The organism is Enterococcus pseudoavium NBRC 100491 (genome assembly GCF_001544295.1).
Taxonomy (GTDB): domain Bacteria; phylum Bacillota; class Bacilli; order Lactobacillales; family Enterococcaceae; genus Enterococcus_A; species Enterococcus_A pseudoavium.
This window is the reverse complement of the sequence record NZ_BCQF01000001.1, coordinates 175,126-194,678: the sequence shown is the minus strand read 5'-3', so window position 1 is coordinate 194,678 and position 19,553 is coordinate 175,126. Positions and strand designations below refer to the sequence as shown.

Below are 19,553 nucleotides of genomic sequence, written 5' to 3'. Positions count from 1 at the left end.
AGAACAACTAGTTCGTTCAGAAGGCGCCGTAAAAGAGTCTATGTAGGGGATGTTTATCAGTGTTGCAGTTAGTATCGCGTTAGCTGCTTTATTGATTTTAGTCTTTAATTTACATGTGTTCGGTACTGGAATTTCAACGGTCGTTGCAGATTTTGCTTCAAGCGTTTACTATGTTTGGCTCTTGGATATAGGAGGCTAGCGGTTTTTTGTTTATGGTTAGCTATTTAACTGATTAGCCAAAAGAATAAAAGTTTTTAGCGAATCGCGCTCTGACCGGTCATGATTTTTGCTAAAATGAATAGTGAGATTAGTCATTACTGTACAGCGCAAGTAACTGCATAAGTTGGGATGGATAGTGATTTAAGGAGGAATTATGGAAAATTCAGTGATACAACAGCGAATCGAAACATTCAAGGCATTTGGTGAGACGTTAAAGGGTGCGAAAGTCTATTTTCGTGAAGATTGGCAGGTCCTTTACTTTGATCTGCAAGGCAAAATGTTCGGTATGATGAGTGATCAAGCCAGTGAAGCTGCGATTATTACATTGAAAAATTTGCCGGAAAAAAATGAAGAGCTGCGAGAAATATATCCGGCTATCGTCATTCCTGGCTACTATACGAATAAAAATCACTGGAACTCAATTAAATTAGCCAGTGTTGAACTTCCAGATGAAGCGATAGAACAATTAATTGAAACTTCTTATCGACTGGTCTATCAAAAATTGACGAAAAAACAAAAAGCTGAAATTGAAGCATAAAAAATGGCGCTGCGAATTAAGCAGCGTCATTTTCATTCTTTTTCTCTGACCAATGCAAAGCTAGATAATAGCCGGTAATACCCATACCAATTAAAAAACAAGCCGCATCGAAACTATTGACATCAGGTTTACCAATGGCATAGATTATTACGACAAACAGCCAATTCGCAATTCCCCATAACACATTTGTGGAGGCAGAGGCTGATTTCTTCCATGGAACATCCCATCTTTCAGCGGTGATTCCCTTAACAAAATGGGGAACCCCATTGGCAAATACCATGCCCAGAACTATACAAATAATCGAATCCATCGTAATCTTCTCCTTCTAATGTGTTCAATCTGTAGTATACCTCTTTCATAATTTTTTTTCTGCTTATTTTTCAAATTAACTTTGGTATGTTGAGCATAGGATTTAACAGCCATAAGATTTTGATGGTAAGCTAGAAATTGAGAGTAGGCTTTATTACTTAGGGAGTCATAAAATAAGGGAGGAATTTATTGATGCACGCACCATTGATTACTATGAATGACGGACATCAGGTACCAGCGCTTGGACTAGGGACTTATCAGATTCGCGGTGGAGAAGGGCTTGATCAAGTTTTGACGGCGATTCAAGATGGCTATCGTCTGTTAGATACATCCACCAATTATGACAGTGAAGGAATTGTTGGTGAAGCGATTCGCCGTTCGGGGCTTCCTCGTTCTGATTTTTTTGTGACGACTAAGTTACCTGGAAAGTATCACCATTATGCTGATGCCTTGATGATGATCCAAGAATCATTATTTCGCATGGGATTGGACTATTTTGATTTGTATTTGATTCATTGGCCATTGCCAAAACGTGGTTTATACGTGGAAGCTTGGAAAGCAATGATAACAGCTAAAAAAATGGGCTTAATTCGCTCAATCGGTGTCTCTAACTTTGAGCCAGAACATTTAGACAAAATCATTGAAGAAACGGGTGTAACTCCGGCGGTCAATCAAATCGAGATTCATCCTTATTGGGTTCAAGAACGAATGGTAAGAGCCAACAAAGAACGCGGAATCATAACAGAGGCGTGGAGTCCGTTAGGCCGTGGAAACGACGCCTTAAAAGAATCGACGATCACGGAGCTAGGAGAAAAATATGGAAAGACTCCGGCACAGATTATTTTGCGCTGGCACGCGCAACGGGAGATCATTCCGATTCCTAAATCACGTAATTTACAACATCAACGAGAAAACTTGGCCATTTTTGATTTTGAATTGACCAAAGTAGAAATCGAACGAATTAACCGGCTAGAAAAAGTCGATGGTCGAATTGATGATCAAGATCCGAATGAATATGAGGAGTTTGAATAGAAACGGTTGCTGAGAGTAAGCTTATCTTTAATCAAGAAGTAACTAATACCGCCAATCATTCTCTACTCAAAGAAACTTTCTTTTACCGACAGTAATTTTTTCATTCAAAAACGTTTTCAACTGTGGCATACTGAAAAGTAAGAGGATGCTACAAGGAGGACGCAATGAAAAAAGTAGTAGCACTGGTTGGTGTATTGGCGGCGGCGTTTCTATTTTTTTGGATCAGCCAAAAGGGTGAAGTTGAAGAGAAGACTGCAACACCGGATTTTTCGCAGCCGGAGCAAGTCGAGCGCAGCGAAGATTTCTTCACCAATCGTGATTTGAATGAGTTGGAAGCCGTCAACTATTCAAAGTATTCGGATTTATTGGCCGATTTAAGCGATGGGGAAAGTCCCATTAGAAAGTCAACACAACAGGAATTTGTTGGGGCAAAAGCAAATGGTACGGGAAATTCTTGGACGGCTTATTTTGAGAAGTAAAACATACTAAGAGTAGCAGGTAGAATCAGCGGCGGCTGCTTCTACCTGCTATATTTGTCTTGGATGGTAGTGAGGTTGTGATTTAAGCACAACTTCGAGACGACATTTAAAAGACCTTGAATTTCCAAAAAGTGACTGAAGATTTTGGAAGCCGAGGTCTTTTTTGTGCTTTCCCTAGATGATTCAGGAAAGAAGCGAGCCCATGGTTTATCTTATCCGTTGCCAACATAGTACCTACAGATTTACCTGACTAAATCTGCGAGCCGAGATTTTATAGGTCGCCCACATCGTTACGATATAAACTAGAATCCCCACAATCAAGATCGGCAGCTGTTTTATTTGTCCTGTGAAAGTGACTGAATCCAACCAAGTCAGGGCTGGAAAATGAACCATGCTTTCTACGATCATCGCCACTAAAGTCGCTGGGATCAAGCCCTTTAGAAACGAAGTGCCAACCTTATAAACGGTTTTGTGGTTCGACCTTCGTTGAAAATCTGATTCCATCAGCGGAACTTATGGGCTAAGTCGTACCATATTTGAAACGATCTATAATGCCAGTAAAGATGTAAGCAATGGGATAAAAATGAGCAAATAAAAAAAGCGGCGCTCGCCGCTTTTTTTATTTAACCGCCACCCATCAGGAAGTCAAGGATATTCCAGCCATCAGAAGAGTTACCGCGATAAAGCTCAGTGTATCCACATTGCCTACAACTAATAGTAGTAAATTTTTTATTTTGAACATCGAATATTTTTGCGAAATTTCCACCAGTCGCTTGGAACTGGTCAGAAGTATAATGTTGGCACCCACACTTATCACAAACGTATTGTTTTCTTTCCATCTTTTTTTCACTCCTTTTTTTATTTAAAGTAATTTTTTTCGAGCCGGCTCCGCTTAATATCTTAAATTATAGCAAATTTCTCGTGGCCTTCATCCGTCTTTAGGAGTATCTATCAAACTATTTTTGACATAGTCTGCTTTTTTTGGTTAAATAAGAACGTACGTTCGATATATAAAGGAGTGATTCTTAATGGAGCTGGAAAGAAAAATCGAAATTTTAGCAGAATCTGCCAAATATGATGTCTCTTGTTCCAGCAGCGGTGTTGAAAACAATACGCGTTCAGGAACAGTCGGCAGCACGGCAGTTTCAGGAATCTGCCATTCTTTCACACCAGATGGTCGATGTGTGTCCTTGTTAAAACTGTTATTTACTAATGCCTGCATTTTTGATTGTCATTACTGCGTCAATCGCAAATCAAATGCGATTCCTCGGGCGACCTTCACGCCGCAGGAAGTGGCTGATTTAACGATGGATTTCTACATGCGTAATTATATCGAAGGTCTTTTCTTGAGCTCAGCAATTATTAAAAGTGCGGACTACACCTGCGAGCTCTTGATCAAGACGCTGAAAATTTTGCGGGAAGAAAAAGGCTTTCGCGGGTATATCCACGTCAAGGCGATTCCTGGTGCAGATGAAAAATTGATCGAGGCATTGGGCTTTCTGGCAGATCGAATGAGCGTCAATGTCGAACTGCCTTCCCGTGAAAGTTTGAAATTATTGGCTCCGGATAAAGATCCCTTTGACTTATATAAACCCATGAAGCAGATCACGACGGTAAAAAAAGAACAGGAATTTTTACCAGCAGTTCGACGGGGACCAAGTTTTGTGCCGGCGGGGCAGTCGACTCAGATGATTATTGGAGCCAGTCCTGAGAGTGACCGTTCGATCGTGAAAATATCGGAGAATTTATACCAGAAATATCAGTTGAAACGAGTTTATTATTCAGCTTATATCCCAGTTAATCAGGATAATCTACTGCCAGCAGTGACAACGGAGCCACCATTATTGCGGGAGCACCGCTTATACCAAGCCGATTGGCTGCTAAGATATTATAAGTTTACAGCCGACGAAATTTTGTCTGAGCAGAAGCCTAATTTTAACCTGTATCTAGATCCAAAAGCTAACTGGGCAGTCCAGAATTATCAACACTTCCCCGTTGATGTCCAGACTGCACCTTATGATCAATTGCTGCGAGTACCGGGAATTGGTCCGAAAAGTGCACAAAACATCGTCAAAGCCCGTAAATATTATCGGCTACACCTGACAGATTTAAAAAAATTAGGAATCGTGATCAAACGGGCGCAGTATTTTATTGCCTGCAATCACGAGACCCCCGCTGGGTTGATCAAAGATCCTGAGTGGATCATCACATCTTTGATCTCTTCAAAACAATACGAGGTGTTGAAAAAGCATAATACCCAGTCAACCAGTGAACAGTTATCGCTATTTGATGTAGAGCGTTTTGAACATGCGAAAAGTAGGTGAGAGTAATGCGGGAATCAGCAGAACACTGGGAATATGATGGGAGTTTTCTCGGTTTTATGACGGTCGTGGATCGTAGTTTCCGCGAGAAAAAATTTCCGACAGTAATCTTATCACCGGAAACGGCTATAGAAAGTTTATTTTTGGCGGAATATATTCCGACGGATCCGGTGAGAGGTGAAAAAATCTATCGACGTTTGCAGCAACGATTGCGAACAGAAAACGTTCTGTTTATTCAAAATGGTTTTTATGCAACGCTTGAGGGTAAGGAGCGCTATTTGCTAGAGGCGATCGAGATTGCCTTACAAACCAAGGATTTATTGGAGAATCATTTAGGGCATCCTGCGATTTTAGCTTTGCAGAAAAGTATTCGAACGTTGTTAGGGGAGACCCATGCCTTGACCGGATTTGTACGTTTTGAATATGTCGCTGATGTTTTGTTTAGCAAGATTCGACCGAAGCATTACGTTATGCCTTATCTCTGTCCGCACTTTGCGGAGCGCTATCCACAGGAAAAAATCATGATTTATGATGAGCGCCATAAATTGTTAGGGATCATTGATCAGGGAGACATCCATTTACTGGCAGACGCTAGCTGCCCTGAATTTCTGGAAGAAACTAATGAAGGACGGATTCGTCAGCAATGGAAGACTTTCTTACGAGCAGTCACGATTGATGAGCGGACAAATCGTGTGGTTCAGCGTAATCATCTTCCTCTACGTTTTCGCGACAACATGATAGAATTTAAGGCTTAGAAAAAAATATTTTCGGCAAATATCTTGTCTAAAGGCTTATCTGAGTAGGTTTCAGTAGGTCTTGGACAGAAACATAAAACAGCGGGAAATGGTAGCCAGTGGCTTGCTCTAGCTTAGTTCAGGATGAGGCCTGACTAGTTGCGGAAAAACGAATGATTTACTTGAAGAGTTTTGTTTTTTAGAATTTACCTTTCTGTTCTATAATAAAAGTAATCAGGAAGTGAGTGAATCAAATGGAAGAGAGAAAGACGCAAGGGTCGATGGCAGTATTAGCTGCATTATTAGCTAATGTACTAGTAGCTGTCAGCAAATTTATTGGCTATATGCTTAGCGGCAGTGCTGCCATGATGAACGAAAGCATTCATAGTGTCGTGGATTGTAGCAATCAAATTTTGTTATTATTTGGTGATCGGCGAGCTGCTCGTGGGCAAAGTGAGCTGCATCAGTTCGGTGAAGGTCGGGCTAAATATTTTTTTAGCACAATCGTTGCTACGATGCTGTTTTTTGGTGGGGGCGCATTAGGGATTTGGGAAGCGGTAGAAAAATTATTCCATCCTAGTCATGAAGTCGCTAATCCATTAATTGTCTTGGGTATCTTAGTTTTTGGCATCTTGGTTGAAGGCAGTTCCTTACGAGTAGCAATGAAGGAAATCCGCGAGCTGAATACAGAAAATCTGTCTCTATTTAAGTTTTTACATGAAAGTCGTCACAGTGAGATCTTGATTATTTTTACTGAAGATTTCTGTGCGGTAATTGGTTTGGTCTTAGCCATTATAGGAACGCTGTTAACTATGATTACAGGCAATCCGATGTTTGATGCGTTGAGTGGTTTACTGATTGGCTTGATGTTAATGTTTGCTTCGATCTTTTTGGCTCGAGAATTTTATAGCTTGATTATTGGTGAAAGTGTTTCTAAAAACGATTTAACCAAAATTCAGAATGCCTTCAAACGCGCTGAGGTCAAAAAAGTGATCGACATCAAGACCGTGCATTTAGGTCCGACGGAGGTTATGATTGCGGCGAAGATTGATATCGCTGATTCTTATGAAGGTATCAGTTATGATGTAGTGAATCAGATTGAACGGACAATCCGTAGAGCAATACCAGATAAAAAAGCATATATTTATATTGAAACCGACGAATTTGATCCAGAATATGATCGGAAGCGTCAAACACAATCGGACACAGAATAGTTGTGCCCGATTTTTTTTAAATTGATTGAAGTGAATGGGCCATTTTGAGAGAAAGGGGTCCAATCAGGTTGTAGAAAAGGACTGTCAGTTAGTTTGAAACCTAGGAAGGAGGTGGACGAATGTCCTCGTTACGATTTTTTTTCACCTATTCGCGAGAGTTTATTCGTCATTGGGGCAGCTACATTCTTTTGATCGTGGGAACAAATATTGTTTTAGAGATGTGTGTGATTCCAGTCTGTCAGTTTTTAATTTCTTTTATTTTAAAACAGGGCCAGATTCCGTACGTTTCCAATACGAATATTTCGACGATTTTAACTCATCATCCAGCAGTTTTAGTGGCTTTATTACTGCTTTTAGCATTAGTATTAACGCTGGTTTTTCTCCAGTTTACTTTTCAATTATTTGGGATTAAAAGTATTCAAACTAAAGAAGATCGCTCGTTGTGGGAGTTGTTTAAACAATCTGTTTATCACATGCGTCATTTGCGTCCAACAACCTTTTTTTTCTTTTTATTCTATTTTTTATTGATTCTGCCTTTTGCTAATGCGATTTTCCGAACGCCACTGTTGAGTAAAGTGACGATTCCGATTTTTATTTTGGATTTTTTAAGTGAAAATTTGCTCTTTTCGTTGCTACTATTTATTATTTCAATCGTTGTTTCTTATGTGGGGATTCGTTTATTGTTCGTGTTGCCCTTGATGATCTTTGCCAATCACTCACCACGTTCTGCGATAACTAGCAGTTTGGCTTTGACGCATCACCGCTTTTGGCATTATGCGTGGCGAATTTTTGTCATGACACTTTTTTTGACCATCGTTTCTTATATAGGCTATGGGGTAGCATATGGGTTGCAAGCCATTTTTGATTTATTTCCCAAACCATTTCCGGCAATAGGTGCAATGATTATTTTGACCAGTATCCAATTTTTTAGTCAGTTGACTTTGGCTTGGGCAACAGTGTTGTACTTTAGTATTTTGATTCAAAAATTTTATCCACTGATACTCAGCGGTGAACGTCCCTTACAGCTGATTCGGCCTAGTTTATGGACACGGGTCGCTGCGATTGCACTATGTATTTTCTTTGGCGGCTCCATTCTTTTTAGCAATGTTCTTTATTTAGCTGGGTTAGAGGACTCGACGCCTTTAACGATTTCTCATCGTGGAGTGGACAATGGTAACGGAGTCCAAAATACGATTCCAGCAATGGCTGCCACAGTTAAAGAAAAACCTGATTATATCGAGATGGATATTCAAGAAACCAAAGATCATCAATTTGTGGTAATGCATGATTATAATTTGAAAAATTTAACTGGTCAGGATAAAACCACGCACGATCTAACACTAAGTCAGCTGCAAGACCTGCACGCAGTGGAAAACGGGCATGTCGCTCCGGTAGCTAGTTTTGATGACTATCTCGCTTTTGCGAACGAGCATCAGCAGAAACTATTGATTGAGATTAAAACATCTCCAGCTGATTCGAAGCAACTAATCGAACGCTTCATCCAAAAGTATCAGCAAAGTATTTTGCAGCACCAGCATCGAATTCATTCACTAGACTATGACGTAGTAACTGAACTGAAAGAAAAGGCACCAAAGTTGTATGTTAGTTACATTTTACCCTATAATTTAGTTTTCCCTCGGACGCCTGCGAATGCATATACCATGGAAGAAACCACGTTGACCGGGGATTTTGTTCAGCAGGCCCATGAAGAAAAAAAGGAAGTCTATGCTTGGACAGTAAACGATGCTGACGCAATGGATCGCATGATCTCTTTAAATGTGAATGGGATCGTGACGGATGATCTTAAAATGCTCCAAGAACAGATTAAAGTCTATGAGGAAAAACCGTCATATGCGAAGCGGATTGAGCTTTATATCAATCGATTGCCAGCATTGGATGAACGGATCCATGACAATTGATTAAGAAGAGGGAAAATTCATTAAATTTCCATAGAGTTTTCGCTAAAGATTTTATAACAGCTGCTTCCATTATGGTAGAATAGCAATATATTTCACAAAGGCTGGAAGTCTCATTTCAAGAGTTTTACCAGCTGGATTTTGTGATGAAATTAAGATAATAATTGGAAGAATTTTTTTCCTTAATATTAAGTTCAAAAAAGGGGTCTATAATGAGAAGAAGAGGTTTCGAAATTATTACAGCTTATCAAGGACAAGGAATCAATCTACCGCAACGAGCGACGAAAAATGCGGCCGGCTATGATTTTGAAGCGGCGGAAGCTATTGTCATTCCAGCGGTCTGGAAACAAGTAATCCAACATTTTACAAAAGGTGACAAAGTATCTGAAAAAATCGTTAAGCCTGTTTTAGTCCCGACAGGCATCAAAGCATACATGGGCGAGGACGAGTATTTGCAATTAGCAAATCGTTCTAGCAATCCCTTGAAACGCTTTATTTCTTTGAGTAACGGCGTGGGTGTGATTGACAGCGATTATTACAATAATTCGGATAACGAAGGACATATCATGTTTCAGTTTTCTAACTTTGGTTTGACGGATGTGCAGATCAAAAAGGGCGAACGGATCGGCCAAGGAATTTTCCTGCCGTTTCTAAAAGCTGACAAGGATGAAGTTGAGACTGAACGGACGGGCGGTTTCGGTTCTTCTGACAAACAATAAAATAATTGAGTGAGGCGAAAGTTTTTGGCAAAAAAATCTAAGACACAATTCATCTGCCAAGAGTGCGGTTACGTTTCACCTAAGTATTTAGGCCGTTGTCCCAACTGTGGTAATTGGAACACAATGGTGGAAGAGGTTGAACAAAATCATCCAGAAGATCGTCGTAATCGGGTTAGTTTGTCGGGAGAACGCGCGGTCCCGACTAAGCTAAAAGATGTCGTCTTTAAAAAAGAGACCCGGATTCAAACAGAATTAGCCGAGTTGAACCGTGTGTTAGGCGGCGGAGTAGTTCCCGGTTCTTTAGTATTGATTGGTGGGGATCCTGGGATTGGGAAATCAACCTTGCTATTGCAAGTATCCCATCAATTAGCTGCGACGGGCGGCAACGTACTCTATGTGTCTGGTGAAGAAAGTGCGCAGCAGATCAAATTACGGGCAGAACGTTTGGGTTCAAGTAAGACTGATTTTTATTTATATGCTGAAACAGATATGGGTGAGATCAGCCGAACAATTGAGAATTTGAAGCCCGATTACGTCATTATCGACTCGATCCAAACCATGACGCAACCTGATATCACTAGTGTGGCGGGATCAGTCAGCCAAGTTCGCGAAACAACCGCTGAACTGTTAAAACTGGCAAAGACGAATGGAATCGCGATTTTCATCGTGGGTCATGTGACAAAGGAAGGCAACATCGCGGGACCACGGATGCTGGAACACATGGTGGATACCGTTTTATACTTTGAAGGCGAGAAGCATCATAGCTTCCGGATTTTGCGGGCGGTAAAAAATCGTTTTGGCTCTACCAATGAGATCGGAATTTTTGAAATGCGAGAACATGGCTTAGTCGAAGTGGCTAATCCTTCCCAAGTTTTTTTAGAAGAACGCTTGGAAGGTGCAACTGGCTCAGCAATCGTGGTTGCAATGGAAGGTAGTCGGCCGATTTTGGTTGAGGTGCAAGCCTTAGTAACACCGACGGTTTTTGGTAATGCTAAACGAACAACGACCGGACTGGATTTTAATCGAGTATCGCTGATCATGGCGGTGTTGGAAAAACGTGCCGGCTTACTGTTACAAAACCAAGATGCTTATTTGAAAGCGGCAGGTGGCGTAAAATTGAATGAACCGGCCATTGACTTGGCCGTAGCCGTAGCGATTGCCTCCAGCTATAAAGAAAATGGGACAGAAGCAACTGAATGTTTTATCGGTGAGATCGGATTGACGGGTGAAATTCGGAGAGTCAGCAGTATTGAACAGAGAGTCAAAGAAGCTAGTAAGTTAGGTTTTAAAAAAATCTATCTGCCTAAAAATAATATGGGCGACTGGCAACCACCAAAAGGGATCGAGCTGGTTCCGGTGGCGACTTTAGGTGAAACGTTGAGAAAAGTATTTCGCTAATAAGTGGTTGTGCCGTCAAAACTTTCCGGCAGAGCCTTTATTTAAAAATTTTAATCGAGTAACTAGAAATTGAGGAGGGATGGCATGCAAAAACGTGTGTTAACAGTCATCGTTCTACTTGTTGGGATTAGTTTAGGAATAACTTTCCTACCAATAGCGTGGATAGCGATTGGCTATGCAAACAACATGTGGTTGAATAATTCACTTACGAATGGCCTAATTGGAGCAATTATTTTTTATCTTATTTCTTTGGTGATCGTAGAGCCAATCACAGTTGGTGTTAAAAAAATTGAAAAACAATTAAATGAACTTAGCTTGACCTATATTTTATTTGGAGTGGTAGGGGCAATTTTAGGATTGACATTAGGATTGATCGGAACGACCCCTTTATATCAGATTCCAATTCCGTTCATCAACAGTGGTCTACCGATCCTGATCATGCTGCTATTAGGCTATCTAGGTTTTCGGATGGGTACAACGCGAATCGATGAATTAAAGAAATTCTTTAGCGGTCGCAGTAAAAAACCAGAGACAAACGAAGGTGAAGTATTAGAGCGCAAAGCCGATGACCATTTTCATAAGTATAAAATTTTAGATACGAGCGTCATTATTGATGGTCGGATCTATGATATTGCCAAGACAGGGTTTTTAGAAGGTGTCTTGATGATTCCAAATTTTGTTTTGTATGAATTGCAATATATCGCTGATTCTGGCGATAGTTTAAAACGGGTTCGCGGTCGCCGTGGTCTAGATATCTTAAATGCTTTACAAAAAGAAGAAGGTATTGTTGTTGAAATGTATGACGGGGATTTTGAAGATATTAGCGAAGTCGATAGTAAATTAATCAAATTAGCTAAATTATTAGACGGTGTGATCGTCACCAACGATTACAATTTAAACAAGGTTTCTGAATTTCAAAATGTGGCAGTCTTGAATATCAATGCATTAGCTAATGCTGTGAAGCCAGTCGTAATCCCTGGAGAGAACATGAATGTTTTAGTTGTGAAGGCTGGAACAGAGCGGCAGCAAGGGGTCGCATATCTTGATGATGGTACGATGGTGGTCGTGGAAGATGGGCAACACTATATGAATGAACATATTGAAGTTGTGGTAACCAGTGCCTTACAAACCGCGGCGGGTCGGATGATTTTTGCCAAGCCAGCCCATTCAAATCGTAATATCAATGACGACACACCAAAAGAAAAATTAGACTACACGCAAGAGAAATCAGCTAAATAGCGGTGCGACTTTACTAAACAGTGGAATGATTGTACAATTTGAGTTGAGTAGCAAATGATTTTTGTTTGCTAAAATAAGCGGGAAAGAGGAACTGCTATATGTCAAAGATTCGTGTGCGTTATGCACCAAGTCCAACTGGACACTTACACATTGGAAATGCGCGAACAGCGTTGTTTAATTATCTATTTGCTCGTCACAATGATGGAGAATTCATCATTCGAATCGAGGATACTGATTTAAAAAGAAATATTGAAGATGGCGAAAAAAGCCAACTAGAAAATTTAGCTTGGTTAGGAATCAACTGGGATGAATCACCAGAAAATCCTGGTCAATATGGTCCCTACCGTCAATCAGAACGGCGTGAGATCTATCAACCATTGATCGATCAATTATTGGCAAGCAACTTAGCCTATAAATGCTATTGTACGCCTGAGGAATTAGAAGCTGAGCGTGAAGCGCAACGTGCACGTGGCGAAATGCCTCACTACTCAGGCAAATGTGCCAATTTGACACCGGAAGAACAAGCGGAAAAAGAAGCTCAAGGTCTAGAACCAGTTATCCGTTTCCGTGTTCCACGTGACACTAGTTATACTTTTGATGATATGGTCAAAGGAGAAATCAGTTTTGAATCAGATAATGTCGGTGGCGACTTTGTCATCCAAAAACGTGATGGTATGCCGACGTATAACTTTGCAGTAGCGGTGGACGATCATTTAATGAAGATTACCCATGTGTTGCGAGGCGACGATCATATTGCTAACACACCAAAACAGTTGATGATCTATGATGCTTTCGGTTGGCCACGTCCAACTTTTGGGCATATGACGCTGATCATTAATAGTGAAACAGGTAAAAAATTAAGTAAACGTGATGAAAGTATTTTGCAATTTATCGAACAATATCGTGAACTAGGCTATCTGCCAGAAGCGATGTTCAACTTTATTGCGCTACTTGGCTGGTCGCCAGTCGGTGAAGAGGAGATCTTCCCGCAAGATGAATTGATCAAAATTTTTGATACGAAACGTTTGAGCAAATCACCTGCAGCATTTGATCAAAAGAAATTGGAATGGGTCAACAACCATTACATTAAAGAAATGGATTTAGATAAATTGACGGAATTGTGCTTGCCTTATTTAATCAAGGCTGGTAAAGTCGAAGAAAATCCAACAGCTGAACGCAAAGATTGGGTAAAACGGGTGGTTAGCTTGTATCAACCACAAATGAGTTATGCGGCTGAAATTACTGAAGTTTCAAACTTGTTCTTTGAAGAACACCCTGTTTTAGATGCTGCTGCGAAAGAAGTTTTAGCAGGTGAAGCTGTCCCAACTGTTTTAGCTGCTTTCAAAGCACAATTAGAAGCATTGGAAACAGTGGATGCGGCAGGTGTTCTAGCGGCAATTAAAGCCGTTCAAAAGGAAACGGGTGTTAAAGGGAAAAATCTTTGGATGCCAATCCGTGTAGCGGTCAGTGGAGTCACTCATGGACCAGAATTACCAGAAACAGTTGAGTTATTAGGCAAGGAAAAAGCCTTATCACATTTAGATCAAGTAATGTAAACACAAAGAAGAGAAGAAGTAATAGGTGGCGATTTTTCAGAGAGATTGCGGTAGGTGCGAGCAGTCAAATCAACACTTATGAAATGCATCTCCGAGTGGTCTTGGCGATACGTAGCCAAGGACGGTTCACAGACGTTATCTGTTTCGAGGCAATGACTGATTGCAAACAAAAGTGGGACCACGTAAAAGCGTCTTTTGAGGAAACTCAAAAGACGCTTTTTTTCGCCTTTTGAAAAAGTCACACTTCAAAACGAATTAACTATCAGTTGTATTTTTTAGTATGGGAGTAAAGTATTTGAATAAATCATAAGAAATAGCGCAGATGGTATTATGCGCAAAAAATAGAAAAGGGAGTTGAAAGAAATGGGATGGTGGCAAGAAGCAATCGCAGCAGCGAAGAGAAATGATCCAGCGGTCAGGTCAGGGATTGAAGTTGCGCTTACATATCCGGGAGTCCATGCGCTTTTTTTTCATAAATTTTCACATTTTCTGTATCGGCACCAGCGGTTTTTGTTGGCGCGTATCCACTCACAATTTTGGCGCTTTTTGACGGGGATTGAGATTCATCCAGGTGCTCAGATCGCTCCTGGCGTTTTTATCGATCACGGAATGGGTGTCGTGATTGGTGAAACGGCAGAAGTTGAACGCGATGTTGTATTGTTTCATGGTGTGACATTGGGCGGAACTGGAAAAGATACAGGAAAACGGCATCCCACGGTGCGTCAAGGTGCATTTATTTCAGCGAATGCCCAAATTCTGGGGCCAATCGAAATTGGGGCAAGAAGTAAAATCGGTGCGGGGGCTGTCGTACTCAACAGTGTTCCGGCGGATGCAACCGCGGTAGGGGTTCCTGCAAAAGTAGTAAGATTAAATGGGAAGAAGGTCAAACATGATTAAAATACACAATACGTTAACCCGAAAAAAAGAAATTTTTAAACCAATTGAAGAGAATAAAGTCCGAATGTATGTCTGCGGACCGACTGTTTATAATTATATCCATATCGGCAATGCCCGCAGTACAATCGCTTTTGATGTGATCCGGCGTTATTTTGAATATCGTGGGTACGAAGTGAATTACGTGTCGAACTTTACCGATGTGGATGATAAGATCATCAAGGCGGCGAAGGAATTATCGATTACTGCACCTGAAGTAGCGGATCGCTTTATTGCGGCTTTTGAAGAAGATACGGCCGCGTTGAATGTGAAACCAGCGACATTACATCCGCGGGTGATCAATCATATTCCAGATATCCTAAGCTTTATAGAAACGTTGATTGAAAAAGGCTACGCATATGAAGCAGAAGGCGATGTCTATTACCGCACGCGTAAATTTGAGCATTATGGCGAGTTAAGTGATCAATCGATCGATGAATTGGAAATTGGGGCAAGCCAACGGACTGGTGCTGAGCAGGCGATCAAAGAAGATCCATTAGACTTTGCTTTGTGGAAAAGTGCGAAGCCTGATGAGATTTCTTGGGAGTCGCCTTGGGGTGAAGGACGTCCCGGCTGGCATATTGAATGCTCAGTCATGGCGACCAAACACTTGGGCGATACGATCGATATCCATGGCGGTGGGCAAGACTTAGAATTTCCTCACCATGAGAATGAAATCGCGCAAAGTGAAGCGAAGACAGGCCAACGTTTTGCCAATTACTGGATGCATAATGGATACGTAACGATTGGTGAAGATGACACTAAAATGAGCAAGTCATTAGGGAATTTTGTGACGGTTCATGATATGGTGAAAGAAATTGATCCACAAGTTCTACGTTTCTTTATGGCAACGACACAGTATCGTCGTCCAATCCGCTACAGTGAGGCCACGCTGAAAGACGCACAAGCCAACCTGCATAAATTACGGACAGCTTTTGAAAATGCGGGTTTCCGCCAAACAACGGCTGATGCTGAATTAGCAGAGGATCAAGAAAAACTAATTGAAGTCCAAGCACTGAAAGATCGCTTCATCGAAGAGATGGATGATGATTTTAATGCGGCAAATGGGATCACTGTTGTTTATGAATTTGCAAAATGGCTGAATCATTATAGTGAGCAAGCAAAGGTTTCAGCACATGTTTTAACGACGGCATTAGCAGAATATTTGAAAATGTTAGCTGTTTTTGGGATTGAGTTTCAAACAGCCGGCTTGCTAGATGAAGAGGTTGATCAATTAATCGAAGAACGGAATCAAGCCCGTAAAAATAAGAATTTTGCTCGTAGCGATGAGATTCGGGATCAATTGAAAGAACAAGGAATTATTTTAGAAGACACTCCACAAGGTGTTCGCTGGAGACGTGTATAATGACAGACTATAAACAATTAAATGCTTTGGCGTTGGCTTATGTTGGTGACGCGATCTATGAAACCTATGTAAGGGATTATTTGGTTCGCCAAGGGCAGACTCGACCCAATAAATTGCATCATTTGGCGACCCACTATGTATCCGCGAAAGCCCAAGCAACGTTGATCCAAAAAATGTTGGATGATGATATGCTGACAGAAGAAGAGCAAGGAATTTATCGACGTGGCCGCAATGCCAAAAGTTATACTTCGGCTAAAAATACCGACATTATGACATATCGAATGTCGACGGGTTTTGAAGCATTGATGGGTTATCTGCATTTGTTGGAACGACAAGAACGATTAGAAGAATTAATTACATGGTGTTTGGAGAAAGCTGGTGAAGCAATTGAAGGATAGAAAACAGCGACGAGGAAATGAACGGAACAATCCCAAAAGAAGCAATCGAGGGAAAGAGTATTCTAAAGAGCTAGAGACGAGTGAAGTAGAAGAAAATAATTTTGTCTTTGGTCATCATGCCAGTGTGGAGGCCTTACAGGCTGGGCGAGGGAATAAATTATTCATACAAGAAGATGCCCATGGGGATAAGATTAATCAATTGAAAAGTTTAGCCAAGGAACAGGCGGTACCAGTGAAATGGGTTCCTAAACAAAAATTAGATATATTAAGTGATGGCGGGGTTCATCAAGGAATCGTTTTAGGTATTACGCCGTATGAATATTTAACACTAGAAGATCTGCTGGCAAAAACGACTTCTGAAGAAGCACCGTTCCTATTGATCTTGGATAGTTTAGAAGATCCTCATAACTTTGGTTCGATCTTAAGAACGGCAGATGCGAGCGGTGTCTCGGGTGTAATTATTCCTAAGCATCGTTCAGTTGGGATTACACCAGTTGTCACCAAGGCTTCTACTGGAGCCGTGGAATATGTACCGATTGCACGAGTAACGAATTTGGCTCAAAGTATCAAACAATTAAAAGATGCAGGCTATTGGATCTTTGGGACAGATATGGAAGGCACGGACTATCGCCAGTGGAAAGTCACTGGACCGATTGCTTTGATCATCGGTAATGAAGGTAAGGGCATGAGCGCCGGCTTGAAAAAAGAAGTCGATGAAATGCTGACAATCCCGATGACTGGACACGTTCAAAGTTTGAATGCCGGCGTAGCCGCTGGTCTATTGATGTATGAGGTCTTCCGAAAGCGAAGTGAGCTGTGATGAAAAAACAGCTGCTGATCGTTGATGGTTACAACATGATTGGTGCATGGCCGGAATTAACGACATTGAAAAATCAAGATCGCTTAGAAGAAGCACGTGAGGCCCTTTTGTTTCGCCTTTCTAATTTCGCAAAATATCAAGGTTTAGAGACGATCGTTGTTTTTGATGCCCAATTTGTGCCGGGGATTACCCAAAGTTATAAAAAATATCAGCTGACAGTGGTCTTTACCAAAGAAGATGAGACGGCTGACAGTTATATTGAAAGAATTGCTGGTGAGCTGAACGATCGTTTGACCCAGGTGACAGTAGCGACAAGTGATTTAGCGGAACAATGGACGATATTCTCCCAAGGGGCTCTGCGGACATCGGCACGTGAACTCTACAAGTCAGTTCAGCAAACGGAAGCAATGATTACTGGGGATACAGAAGATACGCATTATCAAAATTTTCGCCGCAATTCTCCTTGGAATAATGAACAATTACAAAAATTGTCGCAAAAACTGGACGAATTGAGCCAAAAAAAGTAAATTGACGAATTATTTTCCCCTTCACGCTTCTCAACGTGTATGCTTTTAATTGTTGAGAGGGGAGTGTGGAAAATGAAAGAACCAACATATTTGAAAGAGTTTGATGAGGATACTTTTGAAAAGATGTTTAGTCAGTATTTACCGGTTGTTTATAGTATGCAATCACGTTATGCGATTCGGGATTTTGATTACGATGATTGGCTGCAAGAAGGTCGGATCGCCTTGAATGATGCGATGAATAGTTATCGTCAAGGTCGTGGGACGACGTTTGGTCTTTACTACAAGATGATTTTTGAAAATCGGATTCGGTCGCTTTTACGACGCCAGCAAGCGAAAAAGCGATTGGCGCAGCAACAAGCGGTCTCGATTGAAAAAGTCGGAATGGAAGCTTTTAGTGAACAGTTTCAATATCATGGATTCATGGAAGAAAATATTTGCATTAGCGAGCAACTGCTGGCGGGGGAAATCCCACTCTCCGATTTAGAAAAACAGTCCTTGTATTATTATTTAAAGGGCGAGGACCCTGATGTCATCGCACAGCGCTTGGCGGAACCTGAAAAAGCGGTCCAAAATGCATTAAACCGCACGAAAAATAAAATAAAGAAAAAACTTAACAGCACGATTAGTTAAGTTAACAGTCAAGTTCAGAATTGATTAGAAAGTTGCATTTCTTTTTATCTTATGCTACATTGAAAAGTTTTGGATTTGTGGTATAATATAAATTGAGGTGAACTGTATGCCAACAACTTTATCGTCTATCAAGAAGAACTTGGAAGACCGGATTGGTGCGCCAATCATGCTTGTAGCTCAAACGGGACGCAAGCGCCAGACACAACGCAAAGGAATCTTAACTGAGACATATCCTTCAGTGTTTGTTGTCGATTTGGATCCAGAAGAAAATTCTTTCGAACGTGTTTCATACAGCTATTCCGATGTATTGACTCGCACAGTAGAAATCGAATTTTTAACAGAAGCAATTTAAAAACCATGGAGCAGGTGCTCCATGGTTTTTATTTGTCTGTGTTTGGGTCTTCTTTTAAATCAGTGATTTTATTTTGTTCCACTAAAAGATCGCGAATATCTGCCAAGTAATCTTCGGCAGTTGGAACAGCAATTTCAGGTTCTTCATGTTTATGAGTGGCATCTTTGGCTTTATTAGCAGCTTTAACTATTAAAAATAGCACAAAACCGGTGATAATAAAGGTGATTAAAGCACTGATAACATCACCAAAAGCGAAGGTCACCCCTTTAACTGGCGACCAGTCCAAGACGGACATGGCTTCTTCTAAATCTTTCCCCTTTGTAAATAATGAAACGATTAAACCGACTAGTGGGGTAATCAAGCCATCAACGACATTCGTCACAATGGCAGTAAAGGCAGTCCCGATTACTACACCAACAGCCAAGTCTAAGACATTGCCACGCATTAAGAACTCTTTAAATTCCTTAATCATCGTGTCACTCCTCTCTTCCATACTAAAGATTAATTTATATCTATGATTTTAGTATAGCGAAAGAAGAAAAAAATTAGAAATAAAAGGGGCTAGTGACTAAGTCTGATTCCAGTCCTTAACCCCCGCCTGTGCTATAATTAGCCTTAACAAATAAGAATTAGCTAGCCTTTTTTTATGGAAAAATAGTAATAGGAATCGGGCGGCTAGTCTAACCTTATCAAGGCGCCTTCGGATTTTAATAGAATTAGTGAAATCATCCGTGAAACGAGGGTAAAAGTCTTTTCTAAAAGGAAGTTCGCGTAATGGAACGTGACTAGTTGGTGGATAGATAATCTGAACAGCAAACTTATTTTTCTACAAGAAAAATAAATACAATATTAG

General features: G+C 40.8%; 23 protein-coding genes and 1 other annotated feature. Of the genes, 19 read left to right on the top strand and 4 right to left on the bottom strand.

Annotated features, from left to right (window positions below; translation table 11 throughout):
- Nucleotides 1-49: 49 nt before the first annotated feature.
- Entirely contained in the window at nt 50-199 is a 150-nt protein-coding gene (locus tag EP1_RS13810; RefSeq protein WP_245630569.1) for a hypothetical protein, read from the top strand.
- A 174-nt stretch (nt 200-373) separates the two neighbouring features.
- Complete coding sequence (locus tag EP1_RS00950) at nt 374-757, top strand: MmcQ/YjbR family DNA-binding protein (protein ID WP_067621920.1); 384 nt, start codon at nt 374-376, stop codon at nt 755-757.
- Nucleotides 758-773: 16 nt separating this feature from the next.
- On the opposite strand, the gene EP1_RS00945 is transcribed toward EP1_RS00950, so the two are convergent.
- On the bottom strand, nt 774-1,067 hold the full coding sequence (locus tag EP1_RS00945; protein ID WP_067621918.1) for a hypothetical protein: 294 nt from the start codon (nt 1,065-1,067) through the stop codon (nt 774-776).
- A 191-nt stretch (nt 1,068-1,258) separates the two neighbouring features.
- Here EP1_RS00945 and EP1_RS00940 point away from each other — a divergent pair, with 191 nt between their 5' ends.
- Nucleotides 1,259-2,098 carry an aldo/keto reductase gene (locus EP1_RS00940; RefSeq protein WP_067621915.1) on the top strand — a complete coding sequence of 280 codons (840 nt, stop codon included), beginning with the start codon at nt 1,259-1,261 and terminating at the stop codon, nt 2,096-2,098.
- A 164-nt stretch (nt 2,099-2,262) separates the two neighbouring features.
- Entirely contained in the window at nt 2,263-2,577 is a 315-nt protein-coding gene (locus EP1_RS00935; protein ID WP_067621912.1) for a hypothetical protein, read from the top strand.
- A 234-nt stretch (nt 2,578-2,811) separates the two neighbouring features.
- Here the strand turns inward: EP1_RS00935 and EP1_RS00930 are convergent, their stop codons facing one another.
- A complete protein-coding gene (locus tag EP1_RS00930; RefSeq protein ID WP_245630568.1) occupies nt 2,812-3,081 on the bottom strand; it encodes a hypothetical protein in 270 nt (89 codons plus the stop codon).
- A gap of 119 nt (nt 3,082-3,200) precedes the next feature.
- Nucleotides 3,201-3,416 carry a zinc ribbon domain-containing protein gene (locus EP1_RS00925; RefSeq protein WP_067621909.1) on the bottom strand — a complete coding sequence of 72 codons (216 nt, stop codon included), beginning with the start codon at nt 3,414-3,416 and terminating at the stop codon, nt 3,201-3,203.
- A 189-nt stretch (nt 3,417-3,605) separates the two neighbouring features.
- Between EP1_RS00925 and EP1_RS00920 the strand changes: the two genes are divergently transcribed.
- The 15 genes from EP1_RS00920 to EP1_RS00850 all read left to right on the top strand — a co-directional run bounded on the left by EP1_RS00920 (nt 3,606) and on the right by EP1_RS00850 (nt 18,700).
- A complete protein-coding gene (locus EP1_RS00920; RefSeq protein ID WP_067621906.1) occupies nt 3,606-4,901 on the top strand; it encodes a putative DNA modification/repair radical SAM protein in 1,296 nt (431 codons plus the stop codon).
- A 5-nt stretch (nt 4,902-4,906) separates the two neighbouring features.
- The gene (locus EP1_RS00915) at nt 4,907-5,653 is read left to right on the top strand and encodes a TIGR03915 family putative DNA repair protein (protein WP_067621903.1); all 747 of its coding nucleotides are present in this window, start codon (nt 4,907-4,909) and stop codon (nt 5,651-5,653) included.
- Nucleotides 5,654-5,886: 233 nt separating this feature from the next.
- Complete coding sequence (locus EP1_RS00910; RefSeq protein WP_067621900.1) at nt 5,887-6,846, top strand: cation diffusion facilitator family transporter; 960 nt, start codon at nt 5,887-5,889, stop codon at nt 6,844-6,846.
- Between the two features lie 119 nt (nt 6,847-6,965).
- Nucleotides 6,966-8,765 carry a glycerophosphoryl diester phosphodiesterase membrane domain-containing protein gene (locus EP1_RS00905; RefSeq protein ID WP_067621897.1) on the top strand — a complete coding sequence of 600 codons (1,800 nt, stop codon included), beginning with the start codon at nt 6,966-6,968 and terminating at the stop codon, nt 8,763-8,765.
- A 209-nt stretch (nt 8,766-8,974) separates the two neighbouring features.
- Nucleotides 8,975-9,481, top strand: a complete 507-nt coding sequence (locus EP1_RS00900; protein WP_067621894.1) for a dCTP deaminase/dUTPase family protein — start codon at nt 8,975-8,977, stop codon at nt 9,479-9,481.
- A gap of 24 nt (nt 9,482-9,505) precedes the next feature.
- Complete coding sequence (gene radA / locus EP1_RS00895) at nt 9,506-10,879, top strand: DNA repair protein RadA (protein WP_067621891.1); 1,374 nt, start codon at nt 9,506-9,508, stop codon at nt 10,877-10,879.
- A gap of 84 nt (nt 10,880-10,963) precedes the next feature.
- Entirely contained in the window at nt 10,964-12,118 is a 1,155-nt protein-coding gene (locus tag EP1_RS00890) for a PIN/TRAM domain-containing protein (protein WP_067621888.1), read from the top strand.
- A gap of 98 nt (nt 12,119-12,216) precedes the next feature.
- Nucleotides 12,217-13,674 carry a glutamate--tRNA ligase gene (gltX, locus tag EP1_RS00885; RefSeq protein ID WP_067621885.1) on the top strand — a complete coding sequence of 486 codons (1,458 nt, stop codon included), beginning with the start codon at nt 12,217-12,219 and terminating at the stop codon, nt 13,672-13,674.
- Nucleotides 13,671-13,873, top strand: a binding site (T-box leader). It overlaps the preceding gene by 4 nt.
- A 164-nt stretch (nt 13,874-14,037) precedes the next feature.
- Complete coding sequence (epsC, locus tag EP1_RS00880) at nt 14,038-14,571, top strand: serine O-acetyltransferase EpsC (RefSeq protein WP_067621882.1); 534 nt, start codon at nt 14,038-14,040, stop codon at nt 14,569-14,571.
- Nucleotides 14,564-15,973, top strand: coding sequence for a cysteine--tRNA ligase (cysS, locus tag EP1_RS00875; RefSeq protein WP_067621879.1), 1,410 nt, complete (start codon nt 14,564-14,566; stop codon nt 15,971-15,973). The genes epsC and cysS overlap by 8 nt, the downstream gene beginning before the upstream one ends.
- Entirely contained in the window at nt 15,973-16,371 is a 399-nt protein-coding gene (locus tag EP1_RS00870; RefSeq protein ID WP_067621876.1) for a Mini-ribonuclease 3, read from the top strand. Before cysS ends, EP1_RS00870 begins: the two co-directional genes overlap by 1 nt.
- A complete protein-coding gene (gene rlmB / locus EP1_RS00865) occupies nt 16,361-17,191 on the top strand; it encodes a 23S rRNA (guanosine(2251)-2'-O)-methyltransferase RlmB (protein WP_067622036.1) in 831 nt (276 codons plus the stop codon). Before EP1_RS00870 ends, rlmB begins: the two co-directional genes overlap by 11 nt.
- Complete coding sequence (locus EP1_RS00860; RefSeq protein ID WP_067621872.1) at nt 17,191-17,718, top strand: NYN domain-containing protein; 528 nt, start codon at nt 17,191-17,193, stop codon at nt 17,716-17,718. The genes rlmB and EP1_RS00860 overlap by 1 nt, the downstream gene beginning before the upstream one ends.
- Before the next feature lie 72 nt (nt 17,719-17,790).
- Nucleotides 17,791-18,348 carry a sigma-70 family RNA polymerase sigma factor gene (locus EP1_RS00855; RefSeq protein WP_067621869.1) on the top strand — a complete coding sequence of 186 codons (558 nt, stop codon included), beginning with the start codon at nt 17,791-17,793 and terminating at the stop codon, nt 18,346-18,348.
- Nucleotides 18,349-18,454: 106 nt separating this feature from the next.
- Entirely contained in the window at nt 18,455-18,700 is a 246-nt protein-coding gene (locus EP1_RS00850; protein WP_067621866.1) for a Veg family protein, read from the top strand.
- A gap of 28 nt (nt 18,701-18,728) precedes the next feature.
- On the opposite strand, the gene mscL is transcribed toward EP1_RS00850, so the two are convergent.
- Entirely contained in the window at nt 18,729-19,172 is a 444-nt protein-coding gene (mscL, locus tag EP1_RS00845; RefSeq protein ID WP_067621863.1) for a large conductance mechanosensitive channel protein MscL, read from the bottom strand.
- Nucleotides 19,173-19,553 lie beyond the last annotated feature (381 nt).